A 25,785-nucleotide genomic window follows, 5' to 3' on the forward strand; every position below is an offset into this window, starting at 1 on the left:
TACTCACGATACTGAGACGGGGCAGTGAGACGGTTGCTTTCGTCGTGCTTTTGCCGTCGGAGACGCTATCAGTGGTACTGAGATGGCCCGCTACCACATCGAGACGTACGGTTGTACGTCGAACAGGGGTGAGCCGAGCGATCGAGCAGAAACTGCGGGACGCGGGTCACCGCCCGGTCGACGGTCCCGAAGCCGCGGACGTCGCGATCATGAACAGCTGCACGGTCGTCGAGAAAACCGAGCGCAACATGATCCGCCGGGCCGAAGAGCTGAGGCAGAGACCGCCGACCTGATCATCACTGGCTGTATGGCCCTCGCCCAGGGAGAGGAGTTCGAGAGCGAAGGGATCGACGCGCGCGTCCTCCACTGGGACGACGTGCCGACCGCGGTCGGCAACGGCGAGTGTCCGACGACGACCGTCGGCACCGAACCGGTGCTCGACGGCGTTATCGGCATCCTACCGATCGCTAGAGGCTGTATGAGCGACTGCTCGTACTGCATCACGAAACACGCGACCGGCAAGATCGATTCGCCGCCGGTCGAGGAGAACGTCGAAAAGGCGCGGGCGCTCGTCCACGCGGGCGCGAAAGAGATCCGCGTCACCGGCCAGGATACCGGCGTTTACGGCTGGGACGAGGGCGAGCGGAAACTGCACGTCCTGCTGGAACGGATCTGCACCGAGATCGACGGCGAGTTCCGGGTCCGGGTCGGGATGGCCAACCCGAAGGGGCTTCACGGTATCCGCGAGGAACTGGGAACCGTCTTCGCCGAGCACGACGAACTGTACAACTTCATCCACGCGCCGGTCCAGAGCGGGTCGAACGACGTGCTGGGCGATATGCGCCGCCAGCACCAGGTTAGCGAGTTCGTCGAGACCGTCGAGACCTTCGACGAGTATCTCGACGAGTGGACGCTTTCGACGGACTTCATCGTCGGCTTCCCGACCGAGACGGACGAGGACTACGAGCAGACGATGGAACTGTTCCGGGAGATCCGCCCGGAGAAAGTAAACGTCACCCGCTTTTCCAAGCGACCGAATACCGACGCCGCGGAGATGGACGGTCTCGGCGGCACGCTCAAAAAGGAACGCTCGAAGGAGATGTCGGAGCTAAAATACGAGATCGTGGGCGAGGCCTACGACTCGATGGTCGGCGAGCGTCGGGACGTGCTCGTCGTCGAAGAGGGAACCAACGACTCGGTGAAGTGCCGGGACGGCGCGTACCGCCAGATCATCGTCCAGAACGCGAGCGAGCACGGTCTCACTGTCGGCGAGTTCACCACCGTCGAGATAACCGGGCACAACACCGTCTACGCGCTGGCCCATCCGGTTCACCCGGTACCGGCGAGCGGGGGTCCGGGCGAGGACCGCCGTAGCCGAGGGGCTTAGGGGGATCGAGGGCCTAACACGCCTGTGAACCGCCAGACGATCGGGTACGCGCTCGTCTTCGTGTTCGGGCTAATGGCAGCCCTCCAGACGGCTCTCGCGATCCGCTACAATCTCTTTTTCTTGCTCATTGCTGGCCTGTTCGCCCTATCGGCGTATCTGATCTGGTATCACGTCTCCGGTCTGATGGAGCGCCGCGTTCGGCAAGGTGCGGCCACCGGGGGCAAACCGGACCCCGGGGTGGGTTCGGCGCTGGACCACGCGAACAACGGTTTCGCGAGGCCCGCCGGGGTCCGTCAGGAAACGCCGGCGGAACCGATTGGACCCGTCGAGCACCGACCAGTACCGAGGGCCCGACCCCTCGGGAGGCCTATCAGATCCTCGACCTCGGCACCGACGCCGACGACGCGGAGATCCGGAAGGCCTACCGTGAGAAAGTAAAATCCGTCCACCCGGACACGGCGGACGGTGACGAAGAGGAGTTCAAACGCGTGACGAACGCCTACGAGCGACTGACCGAGCAGTAATCCGGCCCGCATCGTCCCCATCCGAGAGCAAGGAATATGTGCCCGGAGAGACACCCTCCGGAAGATGGACGAGGACGCCTCGACACCTGAAACGGATGGAGACCCGTCGACTCGCCACCTGTCGCCGTCCGAGCGGATCGAAGAGGTCGCAAGCGTCGTCAGCCACGACCTCCAGAACCCGCTCACGATCGCGGGCGGCTATCTCGCCCGCGCTCGGAGTGACGGCGACGACGAGTCCTTCGAGCACGTCGAGGACGCGCTCGACGAGATCCGCGCGATCAGTGACGATGTCGTCGACCTCGCACGACTCGGCCAGCCAGTTCAGGAGACTCGACCGACCGATTTCGGCGCAGTCGTCGACTCGTGCTGGCGCGAGTGCTCCCCAGGGGCCGGTGAACTCGTCATCGACGAAGCCGACCCGATCGAATCTGACCGGAACCGGGTCCGTAGCTTGCTCGAACGATTGTTCGACAACGCGGTCCGCCACGGCCCCGCGGACGCCACAGTCTCCGCCGGCACTACCGAGGAGGGCTTTTTTGTCGCCGACGACGGCCCCGGCGTTCCCGATGGCGAGTACGACGCAGTTATCGAGGCGGGCTACTCGACGGTCCAGCAGCGGCCCGGACTGGGACTCACGATTGCCCGCGCCATCGCTGAGGCTCACGGCTGGTCGCTTTCGCTGTCCGAAAGTGCGGGGGAGGACTTCGGGTCGATATCACCGGCGTCGACCATGTCAGCCAGCAGACACTGCGCGATGATGTGCGGACATAGATCGGTGGGCGCGTAGAGGTGCGAGACGCTCTCTCCCCGCTCGTGTATCGGGTGTTCTCCCCGAATCGTGCCATGGCATGGCACAGCGAAGGCTTTTATTCGCTGTCACCTAACGAGGCGGTATGAGCCCGGACCGGGCCGTGCTCGAACGGGCAATAGAGCGCGGCGAGCGGGAAGGCGGCAGCGTCGAATTCAAAGAGCGGTTGAACCGCGAACTCCATCTGGTCGACGGCCGGCGAGAGAGTCTGGCCGCACAACTTCGACACCGCGTCCTGTCGGGAGACGGCGAGGCGACCTACGTCGTCGGCGTCACCGACGACGGCGGACTCGCGGGAATCTCGCCCGACGAGTTCTCCGAGACGATGGATGTGCTCTCACTGCTGGCTGAGGAGGCCAGCGCACACATCGACGAGGTCCAGACGTGGGGTATCGAGCCAAGCGGCGACGCCGACACCGGTCTCGTCGGCGTCGCGACGATCAGCGAGGGGGCCATCCTCGACACCGACGACAGCCATATCGTCGTCGGGACGGCGGGCCACGTCGACCACGGCAAAAGCACGCTCGTCGGATCGCTCGTGACGGGGCAGGCCGACGACGGCGAGGGGGAACGCGAAGCTATCTCGACGTTCAGCCCCACGAGGTCGAGCGGGGTCTCTCGGCGGACCTCTCCTACGGCGTCTACGGCTTCGACGAGGAGGGGCCGGTGCGGATGGACAACCCCAACCGGAAGACAGACCGGGCGCGGATCGTCGAGGAGTCCGAGCGGCTGGTCTCCTTCGTCGACACGGTGGGCCACGAGCCATGGCTCCGAACGACGATTCGCGGGCTCGTCGGCCAGAAACTCGATTACGGCCTGCTTACCGTCGCGGCCGACGACGGCCCGACGAAGACGACACGCGAGCATCTCGGCGTCCTGCTGGCGACCGAACTGCCGACCATGGTCGCCATCACGAAGGCCGATATCGTCTCCGACGAGCGCCTGGCCGAGGTCGAACGCGAGGTCGAGCGGATGCTCCGGGACGTCGACCGGAGCCCGCTCAGGGTCGAGCGCCACGGCATCGACGCCGCCATCACCGAGATCAGCGAGACTGTCGTTCCGGTCGTCACGACGAGCGCGGTGACCAAACACGGCATCGACACGCTCGACGAACTGTTCGAGCGGCTTCCGAAGACCGCCGGCGAGGACGGCGATTTCCGGATGTATATCGACCGCACCTACAGCGTCACCGGCGTCGGCGCGGTCGCCTCCGGGACGATCATGTCCGGCACCGTCGAGGCTGGCGACGAACTCCTGCTCGGCCCGATGGGTGACGGAAGTTTTCGCGAGGTGGAGGTCCGCTCTATCGAGATGCACTACCATCGCGTCGACGAGGCCAAAGCGGGCCGGATCGTCGGCATCGCGCTCAAGGGCGTCGAGGAACGCGAGATCGAGCGCGGGATGGCCCTGTTGCCACGGGAGAGCAATCCCGACCCGATCCGGGAGTTCTCCGCCGAGGTGATGGTGCTCAATCACCCAACGAGCATCGACGACGGCTACGAACCGGTCGTCCACGTCGAGACGATCAGCGAGGCCGCCGTGTTCCACCCCGACGGCGGCACGCTTCTGCCAGGCGATACCGGCACCGCACGCATCCGGTTCAAGTTCCGGCCGTACCTGATCGAAGAGGGCCAGCGCTTCGTGTTCCGTGAGGGACGAAGCAAAGGTGTCGGCACCGTGACGGACGTCAAGCCGGAACAATAGAACGCTCCCATCGCGGGCGAGAACGCGACAAGAGCAGCGCGAATCTGGAGTCAGGCCGCGGCGAGCGACCCGAACTTGTCCGCGGCGGTTCGGGTTCCCTTCGCGATCAGTACGTCACCTGCCTCCAGGGTCTCTTCTGCATCCGCGACGAGCAGCCACCCCTCGTCCGGCCGTCTGATCGCGATGACGCTCATCGTCACGTCGGTATCCGGGACGCCCTCGGTGATCTGCGTCCCCGCGAGCGCGCTCCCCGGTTCGACCGTGACCCGGGCGAGAATCTCGTCGCTCTCCTGCATCGCCGCCTCGACGACCGGATGGACGTCGATATCGCGGCGGACGCCCTCACTGATCTCCAGCGCGGCGTCGCTGATCACCTCGGTACTGATACCCAGTCGGATCAGTCCGCGAAGCGATACCGGGTCCTCGGCGTCTTTCGCGGCCCGGAGCGTCCACGCCTCGAAGCGGGACTGCAAGGCGTCGACCTCGATCTCCAGATTGTGGACCTCCTCGGCCAGTTCGGCGTTGTCGAACAGGATACTGCCGTAGGCCAGATCGACCGCCAGTTCGCTCAGGTTCTTCATGTGGATGATCGATCCGACGGCGCGTTCGAGGTCGTCGACCTCCGGTTCTTCGAGTGCTGGCTGGCTGTACGTCTCGCCGGTCGCGATCTCGTAGACGTCCTCGATCGACTGTGCGGGTCCGCGCATGATCACCACGTCGCCGGCCTCGATAGTCGTCGTCGGGCCGGGGCTCATGTTCCAGTCATCTCCGCGGCGGATCGCGATCACACGAACGCCGGTCCTGGACTCCAGATCGATCCCGTTGAGCGTCCGATCGACGTACTCGGAGTCGGCATCGACGGTCCCGCGCACGAGCGTCTCGACGGCCTCGGGCAGCGCTGCACGCATCGCTTCCGGGAGCCCCATCTCTTCGAGGACGATCTTTGCGATGTCGCCCGTCGCATTGCTGATCTTCTCGGCACCGCTGACCACGCCCATCACCGGCGCGAGCATCTCCGTGTCCCTCGGGTTGCGCGCGGCCATCATCAGGCTCATCCGCGCACGCATCTTGAGCACGTCCATCTTCTCTTCGAGTTTCAAAACCTCGGCGGCGATGTCCTGGCTCTGGTGGAGCACGGCGGAGTACGAGAGGTCGATGAGCAGTTCCGACGTGTCTTTCATCTCGACGAGCACGTCCTTGACGCTCACCGGTTCGTACTTGATCGATTGCGACGAGACGTCGCCCTCGTTCGGTCCCATAGATTGCGCTACTCGGCCTGCCAGTAAAGAGTTTGTTACGCTTGCGTGGTACTCGTCGCTATACAGTTTTATGAAGGTACGGCCAGCGTCAGGAACAATGCCGGGCCAGGAAACGGCGGTCGATGTATACAAACAATCACTGCCCGTAATCCTCGTCAGTCTCGTCGCCGGACTCTTTGCGGGGACGATTCTCGGGACGGATGCGATGCGCGAGGGAATCGCGAGCGTGCCCGGACTGTTGTTACTGCTCCCAGCCTTTCTGGCCACCCGCGGCGGCGTGTACGGCTCGCTCGGCGCGCGCCTCTCCAGTGGGCTTCATCAGGGGCTCATCGAGCCGTATTTCACGCGCGACAAACGTGTCACGAACGCGATTGTGGCCTCCTTCGTCAACGGAATGACCGTTTCGCTGTTCATCGCCGTCATCGCCTTCCTCGTCCTCATGATGCTGGGGCGATCCGGGAGCCTCATCGAACTCGTCGGGATCATGCTGATCGCCGGCTTTCTCAGCGCGGTCACGATGCTTGGCGTACTCCTGACAGTCATCTTCGTCGGCTATCGGCGCGGACTCGACCCCGACAACGTGATCGGTCCCGTGGTGACGACGGTTGGTGACGTCTTCGGCGTCCTCTTCTTGCTGGTCGGCGTCTATCTAATGAGGCTGATACTGTGAGTTCGCCCGACACGGAGTCCGCAGACCGCTCCGAACCAGTGTTGCCCGAGGGGTGGATGATCGGACACATCATCCGGACGATGCTGCCGTTGCTTGCCATCCTGTCGATCCTCCAGATGGTGTCGGGGACGGTTCTCGAGACGTTCGAGGAACAGTTACTCACGACGCCCTCCCTGCTGATCCTGGTCCCGGTCACCATCGGGACGGCGGGCAATCTCGGCTCGATCATGTGCTCGCGGCTCTCGACGGAGCTTCATCTGGGGACGTTGGAGTTCACGCCCGACAACCCTGCGATCCGGTCGAACGTGGGTGCAGTGATGGGACTTGCCGCGACAGTGTTCGTCGTCCTCGGCCTGAGCGCCTGGGCTATCGGGCAGTTGCTCGGCGGCACGCTGGCGCTCTGGAAGGTGATGTTCATCTCGGTGACGAGCGGGATGTTGCTCGCCGTCTTCGTGGTCGTCGTCAGTATCGCTGCGGTGTATAGCTCGTTCAGACTCGGCTACGACCCCGACGACACTACGATTCCGGTCGTCACGAACGTCTCCGACATTACCGGCGTGCTGATCCTGTTTAGCGTCGTCTCGCTCGTTCTGTGATCCCCCTCGTCACCGGGCGTACGCTCCGTCGACGCGCTCGACCAGTTCGAACAGTCGCGCCCATTCGAGGAGCCGTTCGGTCCGGTTGCGCCAGACTGCCCGCCAGTCCTCGTGACGCCGTCGCTCCCACGCCGGGACCGTCCCCTGCACGCGCTCGAAGACGGTATCGACGGAGAGGGGTTCGTCGGCGGCCTCCACGGCGGCGAGCACGTCGTCCGCGCCGACGACACGCTCGCGGAACCGGCGCCCGAGTTCGTTCGTGCTGACGTCCTCGCGGGTTCGCCGGTAGCCCCGGTCGCTCCGGTCGACGAGCGAAAGCGCTCGTAAGAAGACGAGCCAGGTCCGCCCGGCATTGCGGTCTGCGAGGCCGAGACCACGGCGGAGTCGGGCACAGCAGTCGTCGCTATCGCTCGGGACGAGCGGGACCGCGCTTCGCGCCTCGGAGAGGCGGTCGAGCGATGCTGGGGTCGGTGGGACCGGCTTGAACCGGGCGTCCCCAGACATGGCTACAGCCCGAAGCTCTCGGCCAGCAGTTCCTCGTTAGTCTCGCCGTAGACCGTCGTCGAACCGCCAGCACGTCCACAGTCACCTGTGCGGGTGCGAAGACGCCGTCCTCGACCTCGTAGAAGTCCCAGTCGACCTCCTCGAAGATCTGGGCGAACGGCTTGTCGTACTCGTCAGTTGCCGTCGAGGCGATATCGCCGAAGCGGTCGAACTCCTCGCGGACGGTAAGATGGACCTGCCCGCCGTAGGCCAGCGCGTCGTTGGTGCGCGCCATCGCGGCCTGTTCGTCCTCCGCGATGGGGGCGACCGGTGCGCTCGCGCTGACCGAGACGATATCCAGCGGATCGTAGCCGAGTTCCGAGAGCCGGAACGCGGCGAGTTCGGCGGCCCGGGCGGCCATCGTCACGCTGCCCGCGATGCTGGCGCTCGGGAACACCGGCAGGAAGACGCCGCTTGGCTCGACGTCGGCCATGTCGGCCACCTGCTCGGCGACGCTCTCGTCCGGTAGCTGATCGCTTTCGAGCGCCAGCACCGTCAGATCGAAGGCGTCGTGATAGCCGACGCGGCTGAACTCCTCTTCCTCGCCGACGAGCGCACGGGCCGGGCCGCTCCCGAGTCCCTCGAAGCTCTCCGTCGTCACTTCCCAGCCTGCCTTCTGCGAGCACAGGAGGGCAAGAGCGGGATGGTCGGTCGCCAGTTCTACGTGGGGGATCGGTGCGCCGCCGACCTCGTCCATGCGGGTCTGGACGGTTGCCAGCCCGGCCGTCTGGATCTCCGCAAGCAAGAGGCCGGACTCGATGCCGCCGTCGAAATCGACGCCGAAATCGAGGACGGTGGCCTCGTTCTCCAGTTCGTGGGCACCGATATCGAGTTCCTCGGCGAAGTCGAGGGCCTCGTCGACCAACTCGATCGCCATTCTGTTGAGACTCTCCATGCCGCCTCGTTGTTCGTCCTCGGTTTTACCTGTTGGTATCGCCCGTGGGGGCTTCCATGGCAACCGCGGTGGGGCCTCGTTGGTCTCGTTACGAAACGACTTCGTAGCCCGCGCTCTCGATGGCGGCCGTCAGGTCGTCGTCGGCGACGTCCCCGCCGAGCGTGACCGTTACGATGTTCCCCTCGTGATCCGCGGCGACGCTCTCGACGCCGTCGAGATCCGTCAGCGCGTCGGATACGTTCTCTTCACAGCCACCACATGACATTCCCTCGACGTCGAACTCTCGTCGTGACATGGCCGGGGGTAGGGGGCGGGGTGTTGAATCGTTTTCCATCTCTCACTCCCCGCCTTTCGCCTCCCGGCCGAGTTCCGACTCGACGGCGTCGACCTTGTCGGCGGCGCTGGTCTCCGCGGTCCGCTTGTCGTCGATTTTGAGCACCGTGCTCACACGGTCGCCGTCGACCGCTTCGTGGGCGGCCTGTGCGGCGTCGAACAGTTCGCCGATATCTTCTGTTTCGATGACGGTCCCCATCGGATTCGTCTCGTAGGTGACGTCGAACTCGTCCAGCGCGTCGACGGCCTTCGCGACTTCACTCGCCATGCTCTCCTCGATTACCGGTGCTACCGACAGCAGTGCAACGACAGTCATGATCGAACTGTGGGCGGCGTCGAGTAAAACTCTCGTGTCTTGGGGGTCCGTGGTCCCGGATCGCTCTCACGATCCGCTCACTGGAACCGCGATATGTTTTCGTTGGTGACCACCTATTTGCCACGCGAGTCAGTATTTGTACACCATGCCCGTTTCGCCCACACAGATCGTCCTCCTGCTTGCGCTCGGGGCCGCGCTCGGTTTCGTCTGGTACTACGAGGGGCGTGGTCGCTGGCGGTCTCGGTTCGACGACCGGTTTCTCTACGGTATTCCGTGGGGGACTCTCGTCACGATTACTGTCGTCGTCTTGTTTTACCTGCTGGCACAGGGCGGCGTACGGAACTGGTCCGAACCAGTCACGCTCCCCTTCGTCACGTGGTCCTATTTCTACCCGACTGGCCTCTTGACCTCCGGGATCGCACACGGGTCGCCCCAGCATCTCGCCTCGAACATGGCCGGAACGCTCGCGTTCGCCCCCATCGTGGAGTACGCGTGGAGCCACTACCCGCCTGGCGACGCCGAGTCGACTGGGCAGGAGAGTCGCTCCGACAGTTCGGGTGGCCTGCTGGCCCGTCCCTGGATACGCGCCGTCGTCGTCTTTCCGCTGCTCCTGTTCGGCATCGCGTTCGTCACGGCGCTGTTCTCGTTCGGTCCGGGCCTCGGCTTCTCCGGGGCGGTGTTCGCGCTGCTCGGCTTCGCTGTCGTAACGTACCCACTTTCGACTGTGGTCGCGGTCGTCGTTGGTACCGTGTTCGGGACGCTGTACAACGCGCTGAGCGAGCCGGTCGTCCGAGAGGTCGTCGAGACGGGGACGCCAGCGCCGCCCGCGTGGGCGGGAATCGCGTTTCAGGCCCACCTGCTCGGATTTCTGCTCGGCGTGGCACTGGGGATCGGCCTGCTGTGGCGTCGCGGCTGGCGACCGACGACCCAGCGGGTGTTCTTCGCGACGCTTCTCGTGGGGATAGCCCAGTCGCTGTGGTTGCTCGCCTCGCCTGGCGGGGACGACGTCTTCTTCCTCTACCGGGGCGCTGGCGTCGTGTTCGTGTTGCTGTTGACGATACTGGTCACGGTCGCTGTCACTGGAAGCGACCGACCGCTTCCAAGCGTGCTCGGCCGGTTCGACCGCGTGCCGACCCGCCGGCAGTTGGCCGCCCTCTGGCTCGGACTGGTGGTGCTCGGCGGCGTGTTTATCGCGGGCGGGGCGGTCGTTACGGGGCAACCGCTCGCCATCTCCGTCGTGCCGATAGCGTTGCTCACGACGCTGCTGGCGCTACCTGCAATCCCGCCACTGGCTCCCGACCGCTGGGTGACCAGCCCGGTGTCGCGGCGTCGGACGGCGGTCGTCGGGCTACTGGTGCTGACACTGCTCGTTGCACTCCCCAGTCTGCCGATCAGCCTGGTTACCCTCGGCGACGACCCGGTTCCGGGGTCCGGTGGAGTCGAGGTCGGCGACTATACCGTCACCTACGAGGAGAACGCGACAAGCGCGCAGCGACCCGCGATCGATCTGGGCGGTGACGACCTGCTTGCCAGCCAGCAGACGGGGGTGATCGTCGTGAGCGAGACGCGCCAACTCTGGACGATCGGCGTCAGGGAGGAGGTCCTCGAGTTCGAGGGCAACAATACGGCGGTCGTCGGAGGGATCGGCTGGCGGGAGACCGTCCACGCCGAGCGAACCGGCTGGGATGTCGTGGGCAACGACACCGCCTATGTCGTCGATCTGGAACTGGATGGCGAGACGACACGGTCGTTCGTATCCGATCCGGTGCAGGCCGAGGCGCGGATCGACGGCCGAACGCTCGCGCTGGTCCCCACCGACGACGCGTTTCTGGTCCGCGTGAGCGAGGACGGTTCCCGGATCGGCGAGACTCCGGTTCCGTCGGTCGGTGAGACGGCCTCGGTCGGGGAGCTACAGTTCTCGACCGAGCGATCCAGCGACGGCGTTCGTGTGCTCGCCGAAACCGCCGATACCCGGCTTATGATCGCGGAGCACGAACAGTACTCCTAAGCCAGTCAGCCGTCAGTGAGATACCGACGGATGGTGCCCAGAAGCGTCGACTGTGCTGATTCCGCTTCTCTCTCTCGGTCTCGTGTCAGTTGTCGGTTCTTCTCGGACAGGCGGCGCTCGTACTGCTCGATGACGTGTTGCAAGCGGCGGTCCTTTCGTTGGAGTTCGGCTTCGAGTACCGTGATTTTGCGTGCGGTATCTCCCTGTCGATCAGTGCCTTGGTCCTCCGAGTGCTGGTTCGCGGTCGGTCGGTGACCCGAGCGCTCCGTCCGACGCTCTTCGGGCCCCTCGTCCTCGTGTAACCGGTTCCAGCGCCACTCGTTTGGGCCACTGATACTTTCCGCCGGACGATCATATGACATGACTTACCATACCATGGGAGTGGAAGATCATAAGCTCTCGTCAGACGAATGTCATGCCTCAAGTGGTGGTAGATACACGGTGTCGAGAGTGCGGATCGGTGGCCACTGGTGCCAAGCTTTAGAAGTCTTAGCCCCCTGAACCGATACGATGGGAGAGCTCGATAGCGACGCCGTCTCCGGGGTGTACGACGAGTTACAGGAGTCACACGAGCAGATGTGGGACCAGCAGGGCCACCGGAGCCTCCACTACGGCTACCACGACGACGACCACGACGAGCCCGCGACAGCGGTCGAGAACACGACCCGAATCCTCGCCACGCTGGCGGAGATCGGTCCCGACGACCGCATTTTAAATATCGGCTGCGGGGCCGGCGCGGAATCGATCTGGATCGCCGCCAACCGCGGGGCATCTGTGGTCGGGATCGACGTCAACGACGGGCTACTAGACGCCGCATGGGAGTACGCGCGCGAAAGCGGCGTCGCCGAGTCGGTGACGTTCCGGAACGATGACTTTCACGAGCTATCGACCGTCGATGACGACTCCATCGACGTGGTCTGGGGCCTCGAAGCGCTCTGTCACGCGCGAGACGACGCGGCCGTCCTCGATGCAGTGGCCCGGGTTCTCACGCCGGGGGGACGACTCGTCGTCGGCGACCTGTTCCAGCGTCCACGCGACCTCGACGAGGACGAAGCCAGCCGTCTGGCACGCGTCGACGACGGCTTTGGCGTCGAGGTGACCCGGATCGACGCGCTCGAAACCGGCCTTGACGGGGCGGGCTTCGAGAACGTCTCGGTTCGGGACGTCACCGACGCCGTCGTCCCGTCGGTTCGCAGACGAGGGATCACGGGGCTGGTAAACTATCCGATCCACCGGCTCCGCGGTCTCTTTGGCGGGTCGAACGACCGGCAGCAGGCGCTGTATCGGGCGTCATACGACGTCTACAGGCTTGTCGGGGGCGGCGCGCTGGGCTACTACATAATCACGGCTAAGGCCTGATTACCTGCCGATCGGCCGGGATTTCACCGATGGATTAGACGGAATCTAAACTTATTGAGTAGCAACACTTTTAGTTTAGCCCCATCTAATCCTGCTTGATGACGGAGACTCACGCGAAGAGGCTGTCGCGACGAAAGGCACTGGCCCTCGGTGGCAGTGCGCTTTCGCTCGGTCTTGCAGGCTGTGCGACCGATACGCGGGGGCCTCACACGACGGCCCTATCGCAGTCGCTTCGTTCTTTACCTTCTACGATTTTGCTCGCCAGGTCGCCGAGGGGACGCCGATCCTCGTCAAAAACCTGATTCCGACGGGGCTCCACGGCCACGGCTGGGAGCCCGACCCCTCGATTCAGGTCGACATCATTACTGCGGACGCGTTCATCAACGTGGGCCCCGGCTTCCAGCCGTGGGCCGACCGGGCGATCAAAACTGCCCGTGACGACCGGGCCGAGACCGAGTTCGTCAACGTCCGGAAGGGGATCGACCTCCTTGACCTCGCCGACTCCGTCGGAGAAGAAGAAGAGATCGGACGAGGGAAAGACCCGCACTTCTGGCTCGACCCCGAACGCGCCAAGGAATCGGTCGACAACATCCGGGACGGCCTCGAACGGATCGCACCGGACGAAGCAGCGGTGCTGGCAGAGAACGCCGAGGCGGTCAAGGCCGAACTCGATGTCCTCGACGACGAGTGGCGTTCGCTGGTCGATGCCGCCCAGCGCGACGTAACCTTCCTCGCGGCGCACAACGCCTTCGAGTACGTCGGGGACCGCTACGGGGTCACGCTCCAGCCGCTCGTTACGAACCTCGCCGCAAACAACGACGTGCGACCGGCTGACATGCAGCGAGCACAGGATACGATCGCAGATAACGACATCCGCCACATCGGCGCGGCGGTGTTCGAGCCCCGGCGGCCCGCCGAGCAGCTACTGGCCGAGACGTCGGTCGAGAGCTACTATCCGGTCACCCCATACGCCGGCATAACGGAGCGGTGGGCAGAGCGGGGCTGGGGCTACTTCGATATCGCCCGACAGATAAACATGCAGACGTTCGGCCGCCTCCTCGATGCGCAGGAGCCATCGGAGGCGTTCAGCGGAGTGGCGGAATTTTGAGTAACAGAGCTACCAATGACAGACATCTACGTCGATGACGTTTCCTTCGGATACACAGCCGCACCGGTCGTCGAGAACATTTCGTTCGGCGTCGACTCCGGCGAATACGTCGGTATCGTCGGCCCAAACGGCTCCGGAAAGAGCACGCTTTTGCAGCTGATTCTGGGCCTGCACGAGCCGGATGCCGGCAGTATCGAGCTACTCGATCACCCGGCAGAGGCCTTCGCCGACCGCGAGCGGATCGGCTACGTCGCACAGGACGTCACCGAGAACACCAAGGAGATGCCGATTACCGTCGCCGAGGTCGTTCTCATGGGGCGGTTCCCACACGCCGGCTTTGGACGCATCACCTCGGCCGACCGCGAGAGAGCCCAGGAGGCACTCCGGACGGTCGACATCGAACACCTCGCGGACCGACGCATCACGAAACTCTCCGGCGGCCAGCGCCAGCGCGCCTACATCGCCCGTGCGCTCGCCGGGGAGGCCGAGTTGCTCGTCCTCGACGAGCCGACTGTCGGCGTCGACGCCGAGTCCGTCGAGGAGTTCTTCGAGCTTCTGGGCGAACTCAACGACGAGGGCATGACGATTCTGCTCGTCGAACACGATATCGGGGCCGTCCTCGAGCACACGGAGCGCGTCCTCTGTCTCAACCGCGAACTCTACTTCGACGGCCCTCCCGTCGAGTTCGCCGAGAGCGACGCGCTGGACCGTGCCTACGGTACCAACATCCGTCGTGACAAGGAGGTGACGGTCGCGTGAGTGTCGCGTCCTCGCCGTCGGTCGGGGTCTTCGGAGTCCCATACGACGCCTTGCTCTGGGTCCTCGAACGCTGGAGCGACCTGCTGTCGGTTCTCGGAGAGCAGTTCGGCATCGAGATGCTCCGGTACGGCTTCATGCACCGCGCGTTTCTCGTCGGCATCCTCATCGCAGTGATGGCCCCCCTGATCGGGACCTTTCTCGTCCACCGCCAGCTTGCGCTGATCGGCGACGCGCTTGCCCACACCGCCTTCGCGGGCGTCGCTGTCGGGCTGTTCGTCAACTCAGTCTTCGGGACTGGGATCTCCCCTATCTCTCGGCGGTCGTCATCGCGATGCTCGCCGCGCTCGCCATCGAACTGATCTCCGAGGTGACCGACGCATACAACGATGTCTCGATGGCTATCGTCCTCTCGACCGGGTTCGCGCTGGGGGCGGTGCTGATCAGCCTCAACGCGGGCGGGCTTGCCGTCGGTATCAACCAGTATCTCTTCGGGAACCTCTCGACGGTGACGAACGAGAACGCCGTCCTCCTGCTGACTTTGTTTGCCGTCATCGCGCTCGTCGTCGGTGTCACCTACAAACAGCTCCTCTACGTCACTTTCGACGAGACGGCCGCCCGCGTCGCGGGCATCAACGTTCCCTGGTACAACCGTGTCATGTCGATGCTCACCGCGATGGTCGTCGTCGGCGCGATGCAGATCATGGGCGTCATCCTCGTCGCCGCGATGCTCGTCGTCCCGGTCGCCGGTGCGGCACAGATCGCCCGCAGCTTCCGCGAGGCGCTGCTCGCGTCGGTCATCCTGGCCGAACTCGCGGTCATCCTCGGAATCACGCTCTCGTTCCAGTACGCGACGACTGCCGGCGGGACTATCGTGCTCGTCGCCGTCGCTATCTACATCGCCGCCGTCCTGTTCGGGAAAGTCCAATCCAGCGAGGATCCCGTCACGGAAACGGGTGCAGTCGTCGACGAGCAGTCCGCAGACTGAGTCTCACGCCGAACCGTGATCGCCCGGAGCGGACACGAACCCGTGCGGATCCGCCGTTTTGCCGACTTTCAGCAATAGTTATACGTTAGAACTATCAAAATCAGGTAATATGGCCCCCTCCACCCCGTTCGTCGACCCGCAGACAAGCGAGCTAGATACGACGCAGATCATCACCGAATCGATACTGCTCGCCAAACTCATCGGGTTCTTCGTCGCGATTGCGCTCGTCCCGTTCCTGGTGGCGATACTGCAGGCGGTCAGGGTGGGATCGGACTGCTGTTCGTTCTGGCGAGTCAGTTCGTTCTCGCAATCGGCTCCGGTATCGTTCTGATGTACGTCATCTCCCGTGCGATTCGGTTCAGCACGGAGTGACGCCATACGCACAGGTCGCGACCACCAACTCCACGAAACGCTCGATCAGCAAAGGGATCTAGGCCCGAGAGGCCGGCGTCTGTTCGGCAAACGACGGATCGGCGTCTGGCCGCATGGCGTCTGATGGCCGCGGTGCGGTGACAGTCACGCGACGCCCCAGATGGCGTTGATTCCGAGGACGGTGACGACGGTCAACAGCAACTGGAGCGGGCCGCCCACGCGCATGAAGTCGGTAAAGCGATAGCCGCCGGGGCCGTACACCATCAGGTTCGTCTGGTAGCCAACCGGCGTCATGAACGCCGTCGATGCGGCGAACGTCACCGCAAGCGCGAACGCGAACGGATTCGCGCCGACTGCGACCGCGATGTCGACGGCGACGGGGATCATCAACACGACTGAGGCGTTGTTGCTGACGACGTTCGTGAGCACGGCGGTCAGGAGATACAGGACGCCGAGCAGGAGCAGTAGGTCGAGGCCGCCAGCGATCCCGACGACGTGGCCTGCGAGGAACGCGGCACCGCCGGTCGCTTCCATCGCGATCCCGAGCGGGATGAGCCCCGCCAGCAGGAAGATGACGTTCCAGTCGACGGCGTCGTACATTTCCGACGGGCGCAGACAGCCCGTCGCCACCATCGCTACGACGCCGCCAAGCGCCGAGACGGCGATTGGTGCCAGTCCCGCACCGGCGAGTCCGACGACGAGCGCGACGATCCCCAGCGCGATCGGTAGCTTCGATCTGCGGTACTCGGGAACGTAGAACTCCCCTGCGACCACGAAGTTGCGATCGTTGGCGAACTGCTGGAACGTGTCGGCGCTCGCCTGTACCAGCAGGGTGTCGCCGCCACGGAGGTGCCGCTCGTCCATCCGGGCGTGGATCATCTGCCCGCCACGTCGGATCGCGAGCACAGTGGCGTTGTACCGCTGTCGGAAGTTCAGCGTCTCGAAGGTTTCGCCGATCAGCGACGAATCGGGCGTGATCACTACCTCCGCGAGCTGCTGGGACTCGACCTCCTCTCGCTCCTCGCCCTCCACGGCGAGGGTCTCGTCGTCTACCGCGACGTCGGCATCCGGGGCAAGCCCCAGCCCCTGGGTCTCGATCAATGAGACGAGGCTCTCCCTGTCGGTCCGCAGAACGAGCACGTCGCCACTTCTGATCTCCTTGTGTGCCAGCGGCTCGGTAAACGCCTGCTTGTTGCGGATGAACTGGACGATATCGGCATCGACGTCGACCGCCCGTAGACACTCGTCGACGGTCTGACCGATAAACTGCGAGTCCTCCTCGACGACGACTTCGGTCAGGTACTCTGCCATCTCGAAGTCCTCGGTGAGTTCCTCGGAGACCAGCACGCGTTCGGGCGTCAGGCGCACCCCCACAGTTAACAGATAGACGCAACCGACGATCAGCACGATCACCCCCAGTGTCGTGAACTCGAACATCGAGAACGCCTCGTACTCCGCGCCCATGCTGTCGTAGATATCGCTCGCCAGCAAGTTCGTCGACGTTCCCACCAGCGTCAACATCCCACCCATCATCGCGGCAAAGGAGATCGGCATCAGCAGTTTCGAGGGCGAGACGCCAGTCCGGTCGGACAGTTCGGAGACCATCGGAATCATCACGGCCACGACCGGCGTGTTGTTGATGAACCCGGCCGTCCCGCCCGATAGTCCGAGGACTGCAACCAGCTGTTTGAACGAGCTGTTACCGTATCTATCGGCGATCTCTCTGCCGATGACGCTGATCAACCCGGTCCGGCGAATCCCCTCGCTGAGGACGAACATCCCGAGAACGGCGATCGTCGCGCTGCTGGAAAAGCCCGACAGCCCCTGCGCGAGGTCGACGCCGGTCCACGGTTCGAGGACGATCAGCGCGACCATCACCCCGATCGCCGTGACATCGATCGGAACCGGTTCCCAGACGAAGAGAACGAGCGCGAGTGCGATGATCCCGAAGACGACCAGCATGTCCACCGACAGTGGCGGTGGGGCCACCGCAGGGATAGCGACGCCACCGGAAACAGCTAGGACCGAGAGTGCGCTGACGCCCATATCGGGCATGTAGGTGGCGCACGCAAAAACATTCCCTCTCCTCTGCGGTTAGTCACCAGTATACTCCGCTAATTATGGGAGCGTATCCTCTCAACCGTTCGTCCCACCTGCTGTTCGTGGCTCCCGATACCGCACGCACTCGCGGGTATTGCTTCTGAAAGGAGTGCGTCGGCGGGGAGTTCACTGAGCGAAACGATCTGAACGTCGGTCGGCAGTAGCCGACCGGGATTTGAACTCGCTTCACTCCTCTCGTCTGCTCAAATCCCCGATTACGCATACACCGATTTTACGAATCGCGGCGCGATGAAACGCACCGCTTGTCAAGTAAAAATCGGAGAAGTGCGTCGGCGGGGATTTGAACCCCGGTTGTGACCATGGCAAGGTCACGTGATACCACTACACTACCGACGCGCCCTGTCTGCATTCACAGATAACGAGAGACTGTTGTATAAGAGTTGCGAAAGCGAGCGGCTTCGGGAACCAGAACCACGGTACGGAACCACGACCGACGCCGCATCCGGGCCCGAAACAAAAGAAACCGCGTTATTACCTCAGTACCGATACAGCGAGACGACGAAGGGCAGTTTGTTGTACATGATCACCGCGATAGGGATGCCGACTATCGTCAGCGTCAGCAGGTAGGCGATCCCGGTCCAGAGGGCGCTGGCCCACCAGCCGACGAAGACGAACCAGACGCCACGGACGAGCAGGTTGTACTGCTCTCTGTCCGATTCGACCAGGTTCCCCTCGGGATCGGTCACGAGATCTCGCTGGGGTGATTTCAGCGAGAGCACCTTCGGGACGACGTTGATCATCTTGATCCCCAGCGGGATTCCGATGATGGTGAGGTTCAGTAGCCAGGCGATAGAGAGCCAGAGGCCAGTGAGCCACCAGCCGACGAACACGAACCAGAGGGCACGGATCACGAGTGAGGGCTCGGACCCCGAAGTATTGGACGACATCGTGTAGATGGAAAGCAGGTGCCATCAAATAACTCTTTCAGGTGTGCGTATGCGAAGAGTCGTCGACGTGTCACCGACCCGTGACACTCATAGGCAAGGATTCCGCACTCAAAACCACGGTAACCCCTCACAATACGGATGTGAACGGCTCTCACTGCCGAATCCGATCCGGCACCCTTTTAGGGTCGGACAGGAAAACATCGGCACAGTCTAGTGGCGAGGCGTCGAAGCGTCACGGCATGACAGTCAGTATACTCGTGCCGTCGTCCCTCGTCCGGGAAGCCGAAGACAAACGCGAGGCAACGCGTAAGATCGGTTACGTTGCTCGCGCGGCAACGGTATTCCGGGCGGATCGCCTGGTCGTCTTCCCCGATGGGGAGGGCGAACGCAGGTGGGGCGGCGGGTTCGTCGAAACCGTGCTGCGGTACGCCGCGACACCGCCATACCTCCGAAAGGAGGCGTGGGGGACGCGGAGCGAACCAGAGTACGCGGGCGTCCTGCCGCCGCTCCGCGCACCGTCGCAGACCGGCTCCGAATCTGACGATTCGGGGTCGACAAGACAGGGAATCGTGACCGAGGTCGGACCTGACGGGCGCGTACGGGTCAATTGCGGCTTGCAACACCCGATCTCGCTTGTCGTCCCTCCGAAAATGGAGGTCGACGAGGGAGAGCGCGTAACAGTCAGGATCTCTTCGCGAGAGCCGGTCCGTGCGAAACTGGTCGACGAGCCCATTTCGGTGCTCTCGATCCATCGCATGGACCTTTCGGAAGCGCTCGGCCGTGAGGATGCCGGTGTCCGGGTTGCGACGTCGAGGTTCGGCGAGAACCTGACGACGTCTCGACTCGGCTCACTGGCCGGACGCATCGAACGGGACGGGATGACCGTCGCGTTCGGTGCGCCCGAGAGAGGGCTTCCGGCGATGCTCGACGGGGTCACCGTCGAGCGCGTTGCCCCAGCGGGGCAACGAGAGGACGGAGAAAGCGACGAGGGCGACTCGTCGCACATCAACGTCGAACCGGGCGCACCCAGCCGGTTCGACCTCTGGCTAAATACGGTTCCGAACCAGGGCAGCAAGGTGGTGCGAACTGAAGAAGCAATCGTCGCATCGCTTGCCTGCCTAACACTCCCAGAGTGAAACACAATGCCACAACCAAGCAGACCACGCAAAGGCTCGTTGGGATTCGGCCCACGGAAGCGTGCGACCAGCGAGGTCCCACGTTTCAACTCGTGGCCGAGTGACGACGGACAGCCGACGCTTCAGGGTTTTGCCGGCTACAAGGCTGGCATGACCCACGTGGTGATGATCAACGACGAAGCCGACTCGCCCACCGAGGGAATGGAGGAGACGGTTCCGGTCACCATCGTGGAGACGCCGCCCATGCGGGCGGTTGCCCTGCGAGCGTACGAGGACACGCCCTACGGTCAGAAACCGCTGACCGAAGTTTGGGCCACCGAGTTCCATGAGGAACTCGATCGCACACTTGACATCCCCCAGGACCACGACCCCGAAGGCGCAGAGGGTCAGATCCGTGATGCCGTTGCCGACGGTCGAATCGCCGACCTGCGGATGATCACGCACACGGTCCCGAGCGACGTCAAGAGCGTTCCGAAGAAGAAACCGGACGTCATGGAGACACGAATCGGCGGCGGTTCCGTCGAAGACCGTCTCGCATACGGACTGGATATTCTGGAAAACGGTGGCGAACACACCGCAGACCAGATCTTCCGACCCGGCGAGTACATGGACGTCGCCGGTGTGACGAAAGGAAAGGAACGCAGGGCCCCGTCAAGCGATGGGGCGTTCAGAAACGAAAAGGAAAGCACGCACGCCAGGGCTGGCGGCGCCGGATCGGTAATCTCGGCCCGTGGAACCCGTCCCGAGTTCGCTCGACGGTTCCACAGCAGGGTCAGACCGGCTACCACCAGCGGACGGAGCTGAACAAGCGCCTCCTCGATCTCGGCGACGACGACGTCACCCCCGCGGGTGGCTTCGTCAACTACGGCGAGATCGACGGCTCGTACGCGCTCGTCAAAGGGTCCCTTCCGGGTCCTCAGCAGCGCGTCCTTCGGTTCCGCCCGGCAGTGCGACCGAACGACCAACCGCGCCTCGATCCCGAGGTGCGCTACGTATCAACGGAATCGAATCAAGGATAATCTATGCAGGCTACAGTACGTGACCTCGACGGTGAGGACGCGGGCACGATCGACCTTCCGGACGTCTTCGAGACGCCGATCCGGACGGATCTGATCGAGCGCGCAGTGCTCGCCGCTCAGGCAAACCGGAAACAGGACTACGGCGCGGACGAGTTCGCCGGTCTCCGCACACCTGCGGAGTCCCAGGGTAGCGGTCGCGGTATGGCACACGTGCCACGCGAGAACGGTACTGCCCGACGCGTCCCCCAGGCCGTCAGCGGCCGCCGTGCACACCCCGAAGGCCGAGAAGGAGCAGGGCCTCGACATCAACGACAAGGAGCGAAAGCTCGCGACCCGCGCCGCGATCGCCGCAACGGCGGACGTGGACGCAGTCGCCGAGCGCGGTCACGAGTTCGACGAGGATCTCGAACTCCCGCTCGTCGTCGACGACGAGTTCGAGGACCTGGAGAAGACCCAGGAGGTCGTTGCCCTTCTCGAAGCCCTTGACGTGCACGAGGACGTCGAACGCGCCGACGAGAACCGATCGGTCCGCGCTGGTCGAGGAACGACCCGCGGACGGAAATACACGACACCGCGATCACTCCTCTTCGTCACGTCGAGCGAGGCTGGCCCGTCCCGAGCGGCCCGCAACATCGCCGGCGCGGACGTCGCAACGGCGACCGAGGTCAATACGGAAGACCTCGCGCCGGGCGCGAACGGAGGACGACTGACGGTGTTTACCGAGAGCGCCATCGAAGAGGTGGCTGACCGATGAGCCAGGACCGAGACGTCATCGTTCATCCCCTCGTTACCGAGAAGGCGATGAACGACATGGACTTCGAGAACAAGCTCCAGTTCATCGTCGACATCGATTCGGCGAAGCCGGATATCGCAGACGCGGTCTCCGAGCGCTTCGATGTCGAAGTCGTCAATGTGAACACACAGATCACCATGGACGGAACCAAGAAAGCGACCGTCGAGCTGGGTCCCGACGACGCAGCCGATGAAGTCGCATCGAGAATCGGGGTGTTCTGAACATGGGACGACGAATTCAGGGACAACGACGCGGTCGCGGTGGCTCCACGTTCCGAGCCCCATCGCACCGGTACAAGTCCGACAAACAGCACAAGACGCCGGAAGAGACCGATCTCGTCTCCGGCTCCGTCGTCGATATCGAACACGACCCGGCCCGCAGCGCGCCGGTCGCGGTCGTCGAGTTCGAGGACGGCGATCAGCGGATGATCCTCACCCCGGAGGGCGTCACAGTCGGTGACCGAATCCAGGTAGGTATCACCGCGGAGATCCAGCCGGGTAACACCCTTCCGCTCGCCGAGATTCCGGAGGGTGTCCCCGTCTGTAACGTCGAGTCCAGCCCCGGCGACGGTGGCAAGTTCGCCCGATCCTCGGGCGTCAGCGCCGACCTCATCACGCACGACCGCGATGCGGCTGTCGTGCAGCTGCCGAGCGGCGAGGTCAAGCGACTCGATCCCGAATGCCGCGCGACCATCGGGGTCGTCGCCGGTGGCGGACGAACGGAGAAGCCGTTCGTCAAGGCCGGCAACAAGTATCACAAGATGAAAGCCCGGGGCACGAAGTACCCCCGCGTCCGTGGCGTCGCCATGAACGCGGTCGACCACCCCTTCGGTGGCGGTGGCCGCCAGCACCCCGGCAAACCGAAGTCCGTCTCGCGGGACACCCCGCCGGGACGGAAGGTCGGTGACATCGCGTCCAGCCGAACCGGACGAGGTGGAAAAGAATAATGAGTGGATCAGAATACAGAACCGGCCGCGAAGGCGAGTTCACCTACCGTGGCCACACGCTCGACGAGTTGCAGGAGATGGACATGGACGAGGTCGCGGAACTGCTCCCCGCACGACAGCGGCGAACTATCACACGCGGTCTCGGCGTCCAGCACGAGAAACTGCTCGAACGAGCCCGCGAGACGAGCGAAGAGGAGTCCACGAACGATCCGATCCGGACGCACCTGCGCGACATGCCAGTGCTGCCCGAGTTCGTCGGTCTGACCTTCGCTGTCCACAACGGTCAGGGCTTCGAGCGCGTCGAGGTCGAACCCGAGATGATCGGGCACTACCTCGGCGAGTTCCAGTTGACCCGAACGTCGGTCGAACACGGACAGGCCGGGATCGGAGCAACCCGCTCGTCGAAGTTCGTACCGCTCAAATAACCCATGGGAATCAACTACAGCGTCGACGTCGATCCGGAGACCACCGCGAAAGCGATGCTTCGGGAGCGTCACATGAGCCACAAGCACAGCAGGGCGATTGCCCGAGAAATCAAGGGCAAGACGACCACCGAAGCGGTGGAGTACCTCGAAGCGGTTATCGACGAGGAACAGCCCGTTCCGTTCAGACAGCACAACAGCGGCGTTGGTCACCGCTCGGGAATCGACGGCTGGGACGCCGGACGATTCCCCGAGAAGGCCAGCAAAGCGTTCATCGATCTGCTGCAGAACGGCATGAACAACGCAGAACAACAGGGATTCGACGCCGAATCGATGCGCATCGAGCACGTCGCCGCCCACAAGGTCGGCGAAGTCCAGGGCCGCAAACCCCGCGCGATGGGTCGCGCGAGCGCCTGGAACACGATGGAAGTCGACGTCGAACTCGTCCTCGCCGAACCCGAGGAGGAAGGTGACGAATAATGGCTGACGAACACGAGTTCATCGAAGACGGCATGCAGATGTCCCAGATCGACGAGTTCTTCGCGGACGAACTCGGTCGAGCCGGCTACGGCGGCATGGACGTCGCCAAAACGCCGATGGGCACACAGATCGTCCTCAAAGCCGAAAAGCCCGGTATGGTTATCGGGAAGGGCGGAGAGAACATCCGGAAGATCACGACGGCCCTCGAAGAGCAGTTCAACCTCGAGGACCCCCAGATCGACGTTCAGGAGGTCGAAGAACCCGACCTGAACGCACGAATCGTGGCCGACCGACTCGCCAACGCACTCGAACGTGGCTGGTACTTCCGCAAAGCGGGCCACACCACGCTCGAACGCATCATGGACGCCGGCGCGCTGGGTGCCGAGATCGTCCTCTCCGGGAAGGTAACCGGCGCTCGGTCGCGCGTCGAGAAGTTCAACGACGGCTACATCAAGCACAACGGTGAGCCGGCAGAGACTATCGTCGATCACGGCCAGGGCGTCGCAGTGATGAAGCTCGGCACGATCGGCGTTGACGTCAAGATCATCCCGCCGGGAGCCGAGCTTCCGGACGACTTCCGTATCGAGGAAGACGCCGACGTCTCCGAACTCGCCGCCGAGGTCGAGACCGACGAGGGCGTCGAAGAACTGCTCGAAGAGCCTGAAGACGAAGAGCTCGACGAGCTCGAAGACGAGGCCACCGAGGCCGAAGCCGACGACGAAGTCGTCGAGGAAGTCATCGAGACCGACGAACCCGACGAGGAGTTCGAGGAGGTCGACGTTCCCGAGGGCGACGAAGAGATCGCCGAGGAACTCGACGACCTCGAAGAGGAAGTCGAGGAGGAAGCGGACGAACTCGTCGACGAGATGGAAGAGGAGATCGACGACGAGGAGGGTGATGCCTGATGGCGATCCTTCACGTCGAAGAGATCCGCGACATGACGCCGGCCGAGCGTGAGGCCGAACTCGACGAACTCAAGACCGAACTGCTGAACGCGAAAGCAGTCCAGGCCGCTGGTGGCGCTCCGGACGATCCGGGCCGCATCAGCGAACTTCGCCGGACCATTGCCCGAATCAAGACGATTCAGGCAGAAGAAGGCGACTTCGAAGACGAAGAATAAACGATGCCACTGACACCCGAGACACTCCCACGACACGAACTCAACGGCCTGTACGTACGGGTCGTCGATGCCCCGAACCCCGATCTGATCGGGATAGCCGGGCGTATCGTGGTTGAGACTGCAAATACGCTGCACATAGAGAGCGTTGTTCCGCAGGAACAACTGAATGAAGGCGGCAACGCCGCCGACAGCGATATCGCAGCAGACGAGTCTCGGGTGCGGCAGGTGCCGAAGCAGGGATCGATATTCGAGTTCGTGCTCGAAGCAGACACAGATGAAGCCGCCGCACCCGAGAAGGGAGCGGGGATTGCGTCCAAACTGGAGGCCGAGTCGACGGCGACTCCGTCGGAAGACGGTCGGGAAACCGACGCCGACGGCCCCTCCGGCGAGGGCGTGACCTACGTTACGGTGGATGGCTCACGATTGCTCTCACGACCCGCAGAACGCACCGAAACACGAGGTACATCACCATGGCAATTGGATTAGACGTAGAACAACCACCAGAGCCGGACGACCCGGCCACATACGATTACGAGAAGTGTCCGTTCTATGGCGATCTCGCTGTTCGAGGGCAGGTCCTCGAAGGCGAAGTCGTCTCGACGGATATGGAGAAGACCGTGATCGTCGAACGAGAGTACGACGTGAACGTTCCGAAGTACGACCGACTGATGAAGCGACGCTCCCGCATCCCGGCACACGTGCCGGGCGTGCTGGAGGGACTCAATGTCGGCGACACGGTCAAGATCGCAGAGACACGACCGCTTCTGAAGACGAAAAGTCACGTCGTCGTCGAGCAGGTTGCCGTCGAGGCAGCCGCGACGACGGGGGCAGTAACGATGGAAGCGATGAAAGCTGACGTGACCCAGGGCCTGGAGAAAGGATCCCTGATCACGTGTGCCGACAACACTGGCGCGCGTGAACTCAGAGTCATCAGCGTTGCCGGCTACTCGGGGACGAAGAACCGTCACCCGAAAGCCGGCATCGGCGACAAGATCACCGTCTCGGTTACCAAGGGGACGCCCGAAATGCGTCGCCAGGTCATCGAAGCGGTAATCATCCGCCAGCGAAAGCCCATCCGCCGCCCCGACGGTACGCGCCTCAAGTTCGAGGACAACGCGGCCGTCGTCATCGACGAGAACGAAGAACCGCGCGGGACCGAGATCAAGGGTCCCATCGCGCGGGAAGTCGCAGAGCGGTTCGGAAGTATCGCAAGCACGGCTACGATGATTGTATAG

26 protein-coding genes, 1 tRNA gene and 7 pseudogenes are annotated in these 25,785 nt (G+C 63.6%); 25 read left to right on the forward strand and 9 right to left on the reverse strand.

Annotated features, from left to right (window positions below; translation table 11 throughout):
• Positions 1-82 precede the first annotated feature (82 nt).
• From ACFQH2_RS04365 to ACFQH2_RS04385, 5 genes and pseudogenes are all read left to right on the forward strand, one after another.
• A pseudogene (locus ACFQH2_RS04365) lies at positions 83-1,387 on the forward strand (tRNA (N(6)-L-threonylcarbamoyladenosine(37)-C(2))-methylthiotransferase).
• Between the two features lie 24 nt (positions 1,388-1,411).
• Positions 1,412-1,825, forward strand: a complete 414-nt coding sequence (locus ACFQH2_RS04370) for a hypothetical protein (RefSeq protein ID WP_377076487.1) — start codon at positions 1,412-1,414, stop codon at positions 1,823-1,825.
• On the forward strand, positions 1,798-1,911 hold the full coding sequence (locus tag ACFQH2_RS04375; protein WP_377076965.1) for a DnaJ domain-containing protein: 114 nt from the start codon (positions 1,798-1,800) through the stop codon (positions 1,909-1,911). The genes ACFQH2_RS04370 and ACFQH2_RS04375 overlap by 28 nt, the downstream gene beginning before the upstream one ends.
• 64 nt (positions 1,912-1,975) lie before the next feature.
• Positions 1,976-2,698 (forward strand): sensor histidine kinase, encoded by a 723-nt coding sequence (locus ACFQH2_RS04380; protein ID WP_377076488.1) that lies wholly within the window; start codon positions 1,976-1,978, stop codon positions 2,696-2,698.
• A gap of 106 nt (positions 2,699-2,804) precedes the next feature.
• Positions 2,805-4,423, forward strand: a pseudogene (locus ACFQH2_RS04385) (GTPBP1 family GTP-binding protein).
• 50 nt (positions 4,424-4,473) lie between these two features.
• On the opposite strand, the gene ACFQH2_RS04390 reads toward ACFQH2_RS04385, so the two are convergent.
• Positions 4,474-5,682: a potassium channel family protein gene (locus ACFQH2_RS04390; RefSeq protein ID WP_377051313.1), complete on the reverse strand. Its 1,209-nt coding sequence runs from the start codon at positions 5,680-5,682 to the stop codon at positions 4,474-4,476.
• 97 nt (positions 5,683-5,779) lie between these two features.
• Between ACFQH2_RS04390 and ACFQH2_RS04395 the strand changes: the two genes are divergently transcribed.
• Complete coding sequence (locus tag ACFQH2_RS04395; protein ID WP_377051315.1) at positions 5,780-6,352, forward strand: magnesium transporter; 573 nt, start codon at positions 5,780-5,782, stop codon at positions 6,350-6,352.
• A 56-nt stretch (positions 6,353-6,408) separates the two neighbouring features.
• Entirely contained in the window at positions 6,409-6,948 is a 540-nt protein-coding gene (locus tag ACFQH2_RS04400) for a magnesium transporter (RefSeq protein WP_377056999.1), read from the forward strand.
• A gap of 9 nt (positions 6,949-6,957) precedes the next feature.
• Here ACFQH2_RS04400 and ACFQH2_RS04405 read toward each other — a convergent pair whose 3' ends face one another.
• The 4 genes and pseudogenes from ACFQH2_RS04405 to ACFQH2_RS04420 all read right to left on the reverse strand — a co-directional run bounded on the left by ACFQH2_RS04405 (position 6,958) and on the right by ACFQH2_RS04420 (position 9,035).
• A complete protein-coding gene (locus ACFQH2_RS04405; RefSeq protein ID WP_377051317.1) occupies positions 6,958-7,452 on the reverse strand; it encodes a hypothetical protein in 495 nt (164 codons plus the stop codon).
• A 2-nt stretch (positions 7,453-7,454) separates the two neighbouring features.
• Positions 7,455-8,386 (reverse strand): annotated as a pseudogene (gene mch / locus ACFQH2_RS04410) (methenyltetrahydromethanopterin cyclohydrolase).
• Positions 8,387-8,474: 88 nt separating this feature from the next.
• Positions 8,475-8,681 (reverse strand): heavy-metal-associated domain-containing protein, encoded by a 207-nt coding sequence (locus ACFQH2_RS04415; protein WP_377051321.1) that lies wholly within the window; start codon positions 8,679-8,681, stop codon positions 8,475-8,477.
• A gap of 42 nt (positions 8,682-8,723) precedes the next feature.
• Positions 8,724-9,035, reverse strand: coding sequence for an MTH1187 family thiamine-binding protein (locus ACFQH2_RS04420; RefSeq protein ID WP_377051323.1), 312 nt, complete (start codon positions 9,033-9,035; stop codon positions 8,724-8,726).
• A 145-nt stretch (positions 9,036-9,180) separates the two neighbouring features.
• Here ACFQH2_RS04420 and ACFQH2_RS04425 point away from each other — a divergent pair, with 145 nt between their 5' ends.
• On the forward strand, positions 9,181-11,043 hold the full coding sequence (locus tag ACFQH2_RS04425; RefSeq protein ID WP_377051325.1) for a rhomboid family intramembrane serine protease: 1,863 nt from the start codon (positions 9,181-9,183) through the stop codon (positions 11,041-11,043).
• A gap of 5 nt (positions 11,044-11,048) precedes the next feature.
• Here the strand turns inward: ACFQH2_RS04425 and ACFQH2_RS04430 are convergent, their stop codons facing one another.
• A complete protein-coding gene (locus tag ACFQH2_RS04430; RefSeq protein WP_377051327.1) occupies positions 11,049-11,405 on the reverse strand; it encodes a hypothetical protein in 357 nt (118 codons plus the stop codon).
• Positions 11,406-11,553: 148 nt separating this feature from the next.
• On the opposite strand from ACFQH2_RS04430, the gene ACFQH2_RS04435 reads away from it, so the two are divergent.
• From ACFQH2_RS04435 to ACFQH2_RS04455, 5 genes and pseudogenes are all read left to right on the forward strand, one after another.
• Positions 11,554-12,402 carry an SAM-dependent methyltransferase gene (locus tag ACFQH2_RS04435; RefSeq protein ID WP_377051329.1) on the forward strand — a complete coding sequence of 283 codons (849 nt, stop codon included), beginning with the start codon at positions 11,554-11,556 and terminating at the stop codon, positions 12,400-12,402.
• Positions 12,403-12,685: 283 nt separating this feature from the next.
• The gene (locus ACFQH2_RS04440) at positions 12,686-13,510 is read left to right on the forward strand and encodes a metal ABC transporter substrate-binding protein (RefSeq protein ID WP_377076966.1); all 825 of its coding nucleotides are present in this window, start codon (positions 12,686-12,688) and stop codon (positions 13,508-13,510) included.
• A 15-nt stretch (positions 13,511-13,525) separates the two neighbouring features.
• Positions 13,526-14,269, forward strand: a complete 744-nt coding sequence (locus tag ACFQH2_RS04445) for a metal ABC transporter ATP-binding protein (RefSeq protein ID WP_377051333.1) — start codon at positions 13,526-13,528, stop codon at positions 14,267-14,269.
• A gap of 50 nt (positions 14,270-14,319) precedes the next feature.
• Positions 14,320-15,254 (forward strand): annotated as a pseudogene (locus tag ACFQH2_RS04450) (metal ABC transporter permease).
• A gap of 109 nt (positions 15,255-15,363) precedes the next feature.
• Complete coding sequence (locus ACFQH2_RS04455; RefSeq protein ID WP_377076489.1) at positions 15,364-15,585, forward strand: hypothetical protein; 222 nt, start codon at positions 15,364-15,366, stop codon at positions 15,583-15,585.
• Positions 15,586-15,770: 185 nt separating this feature from the next.
• Here the strand turns inward: ACFQH2_RS04455 and ACFQH2_RS04460 are convergent, their stop codons facing one another.
• The 3 genes from ACFQH2_RS04460 to ACFQH2_RS04470 all read right to left on the reverse strand — a co-directional run bounded on the left by ACFQH2_RS04460 (position 15,771) and on the right by ACFQH2_RS04470 (position 18,634).
• Entirely contained in the window at positions 15,771-17,681 is a 1,911-nt protein-coding gene (locus ACFQH2_RS04460) for an SLC13 family permease (protein ID WP_377051339.1), read from the reverse strand.
• A 331-nt stretch (positions 17,682-18,012) separates the two neighbouring features.
• Positions 18,013-18,083: transfer RNA gene (locus tag ACFQH2_RS04465), tRNA-Gly, on the reverse strand.
• Between the two features lie 140 nt (positions 18,084-18,223).
• Entirely contained in the window at positions 18,224-18,634 is a 411-nt protein-coding gene (locus tag ACFQH2_RS04470; RefSeq protein WP_377051341.1) for a YccF domain-containing protein, read from the reverse strand.
• Between the two features lie 239 nt (positions 18,635-18,873).
• On the opposite strand from ACFQH2_RS04470, the gene ACFQH2_RS04475 reads away from it, so the two are divergent.
• From ACFQH2_RS04475 to ACFQH2_RS04530, 12 genes and pseudogenes are all read left to right on the forward strand, one after another.
• The gene (locus ACFQH2_RS04475) at positions 18,874-19,770 is read left to right on the forward strand and encodes a putative RNA uridine N3 methyltransferase (RefSeq protein WP_377076490.1); all 897 of its coding nucleotides are present in this window, start codon (positions 18,874-18,876) and stop codon (positions 19,768-19,770) included.
• A gap of 6 nt (positions 19,771-19,776) precedes the next feature.
• Positions 19,777-20,789: pseudogene (locus ACFQH2_RS04480) on the forward strand (50S ribosomal protein L3).
• A 3-nt stretch (positions 20,790-20,792) separates the two neighbouring features.
• Positions 20,793-21,543 (forward strand): annotated as a pseudogene (rpl4p, locus tag ACFQH2_RS04485) (50S ribosomal protein L4).
• Positions 21,540-21,803, forward strand: coding sequence for a 50S ribosomal protein L23 (locus tag ACFQH2_RS04490; protein WP_377051349.1), 264 nt, complete (start codon positions 21,540-21,542; stop codon positions 21,801-21,803). The pseudogene rpl4p and the gene ACFQH2_RS04490 overlap by 4 nt, the downstream one beginning before the upstream one ends.
• A 2-nt stretch (positions 21,804-21,805) precedes the next feature.
• A complete protein-coding gene (locus ACFQH2_RS04495; RefSeq protein WP_377051351.1) occupies positions 21,806-22,528 on the forward strand; it encodes a 50S ribosomal protein L2 in 723 nt (240 codons plus the stop codon).
• Complete coding sequence (locus tag ACFQH2_RS04500) at positions 22,528-22,953, forward strand: 30S ribosomal protein S19 (protein WP_377051353.1); 426 nt, start codon at positions 22,528-22,530, stop codon at positions 22,951-22,953. Before ACFQH2_RS04495 ends, ACFQH2_RS04500 begins: the two co-directional genes overlap by 1 nt.
• A 3-nt stretch (positions 22,954-22,956) precedes the next feature.
• Positions 22,957-23,430: a 50S ribosomal protein L22 gene (locus tag ACFQH2_RS04505; protein WP_377051355.1), complete on the forward strand. Its 474-nt coding sequence runs from the start codon at positions 22,957-22,959 to the stop codon at positions 23,428-23,430.
• Positions 23,430-24,335, forward strand: a complete 906-nt coding sequence (locus ACFQH2_RS04510) for a 30S ribosomal protein S3 (protein WP_377051357.1) — start codon at positions 23,430-23,432, stop codon at positions 24,333-24,335. The genes ACFQH2_RS04505 and ACFQH2_RS04510 overlap by 1 nt, the downstream gene beginning before the upstream one ends.
• Positions 24,335-24,550 (forward strand): 50S ribosomal protein L29, encoded by a 216-nt coding sequence (gene rpmC / locus ACFQH2_RS04515; RefSeq protein ID WP_377051359.1) that lies wholly within the window; start codon positions 24,335-24,337, stop codon positions 24,548-24,550. Before ACFQH2_RS04510 ends, rpmC begins: the two co-directional genes overlap by 1 nt.
• A 3-nt stretch (positions 24,551-24,553) precedes the next feature.
• Entirely contained in the window at positions 24,554-25,036 is a 483-nt protein-coding gene (locus tag ACFQH2_RS04520) for a ribonuclease P protein component 1 (protein WP_377051361.1), read from the forward strand.
• Positions 25,021-25,293 (forward strand): annotated as a pseudogene (gene rpsQ, locus ACFQH2_RS04525) (30S ribosomal protein S17); the annotation flags it as partial. The gene ACFQH2_RS04520 and the pseudogene rpsQ, both read left to right, overlap by 16 nt.
• A 93-nt stretch (positions 25,294-25,386) precedes the next feature.
• Positions 25,387-25,785 carry a 50S ribosomal protein L14 gene (locus ACFQH2_RS04530; RefSeq protein ID WP_377051363.1) on the forward strand — a complete coding sequence of 133 codons (399 nt, stop codon included), beginning with the start codon at positions 25,387-25,389 and terminating at the stop codon, positions 25,783-25,785.

Origin of the sequence: Natronoarchaeum sp. GCM10025703, assembly GCF_042661985.1 — an archaeon.
Taxonomy (GTDB): domain Archaea; phylum Halobacteriota; class Halobacteria; order Halobacteriales; family Natronoarchaeaceae; genus Natranaeroarchaeum.

What these genes read in the sequence shown, in the direction of transcription:
- ACFQH2_RS04380 (WP_377076488.1), top strand. Translation starts at nt 1,976, where the DNA reads ATGGACGAGGACGCCTCGACACCTGAAACGGATGGAGACCCGTCGACT.
- ACFQH2_RS04390 (WP_377051313.1), bottom strand. Translation starts at nt 5,682, where the DNA reads ATGGGACCGAACGAGGGCGACGTCTCGTCGCAATCGATCAAGTACGAA.
- ACFQH2_RS04395 (WP_377051315.1), top strand. Translation starts at nt 5,780, where the DNA reads ATGCCGGGCCAGGAAACGGCGGTCGATGTATACAAACAATCACTGCCC.
- ACFQH2_RS04400 (WP_377056999.1), top strand. Translation starts at nt 6,409, where the DNA reads ATGATCGGACACATCATCCGGACGATGCTGCCGTTGCTTGCCATCCTG.
- ACFQH2_RS04405 (WP_377051317.1), bottom strand. Translation starts at nt 7,452, where the DNA reads ATGTCTGGGGACGCCCGGTTCAAGCCGGTCCCACCGACCCCAGCATCG.
- ACFQH2_RS04415 (WP_377051321.1), bottom strand. Translation starts at nt 8,681, where the DNA reads ATGTCACGACGAGAGTTCGACGTCGAGGGAATGTCATGTGGTGGCTGT.
- ACFQH2_RS04420 (WP_377051323.1), bottom strand. Translation starts at nt 9,035, where the DNA reads ATGACTGTCGTTGCACTGCTGTCGGTAGCACCGGTAATCGAGGAGAGC.
- ACFQH2_RS04425 (WP_377051325.1), top strand. Translation starts at nt 9,181, where the DNA reads ATGCCCGTTTCGCCCACACAGATCGTCCTCCTGCTTGCGCTCGGGGCC.
- ACFQH2_RS04430 (WP_377051327.1), bottom strand. Translation starts at nt 11,405, where the DNA reads ATGTCATATGATCGTCCGGCGGAAAGTATCAGTGGCCCAAACGAGTGG.
- ACFQH2_RS04435 (WP_377051329.1), top strand. Translation starts at nt 11,554, where the DNA reads ATGGGAGAGCTCGATAGCGACGCCGTCTCCGGGGTGTACGACGAGTTA.
- ACFQH2_RS04445 (WP_377051333.1), top strand. Translation starts at nt 13,526, where the DNA reads ATGACAGACATCTACGTCGATGACGTTTCCTTCGGATACACAGCCGCA.
- ACFQH2_RS04455 (WP_377076489.1), top strand. Translation starts at nt 15,364, where the DNA reads ATGGCCCCCTCCACCCCGTTCGTCGACCCGCAGACAAGCGAGCTAGAT.
- ACFQH2_RS04460 (WP_377051339.1), bottom strand. Translation starts at nt 17,681, where the DNA reads ATGCCCGATATGGGCGTCAGCGCACTCTCGGTCCTAGCTGTTTCCGGT.
- ACFQH2_RS04470 (WP_377051341.1), bottom strand. Translation starts at nt 18,634, where the DNA reads ATGTCGTCCAATACTTCGGGGTCCGAGCCCTCACTCGTGATCCGTGCC.
- ACFQH2_RS04475 (WP_377076490.1), top strand. Translation starts at nt 18,874, where the DNA reads ATGACAGTCAGTATACTCGTGCCGTCGTCCCTCGTCCGGGAAGCCGAA.
- ACFQH2_RS04490 (WP_377051349.1), top strand. Translation starts at nt 21,540, where the DNA reads ATGAGCCAGGACCGAGACGTCATCGTTCATCCCCTCGTTACCGAGAAG.
- ACFQH2_RS04495 (WP_377051351.1), top strand. Translation starts at nt 21,806, where the DNA reads ATGGGACGACGAATTCAGGGACAACGACGCGGTCGCGGTGGCTCCACG.
- ACFQH2_RS04500 (WP_377051353.1), top strand. Translation starts at nt 22,528, where the DNA reads ATGAGTGGATCAGAATACAGAACCGGCCGCGAAGGCGAGTTCACCTAC.
- ACFQH2_RS04505 (WP_377051355.1), top strand. Translation starts at nt 22,957, where the DNA reads ATGGGAATCAACTACAGCGTCGACGTCGATCCGGAGACCACCGCGAAA.
- ACFQH2_RS04510 (WP_377051357.1), top strand. Translation starts at nt 23,430, where the DNA reads ATGGCTGACGAACACGAGTTCATCGAAGACGGCATGCAGATGTCCCAG.
- rpmC (WP_377051359.1), top strand. Translation starts at nt 24,335, where the DNA reads ATGGCGATCCTTCACGTCGAAGAGATCCGCGACATGACGCCGGCCGAG.
- ACFQH2_RS04520 (WP_377051361.1), top strand. Translation starts at nt 24,554, where the DNA reads ATGCCACTGACACCCGAGACACTCCCACGACACGAACTCAACGGCCTG.
- ACFQH2_RS04530 (WP_377051363.1), top strand. Translation starts at nt 25,387, where the DNA reads ATGGAAGCGATGAAAGCTGACGTGACCCAGGGCCTGGAGAAAGGATCC.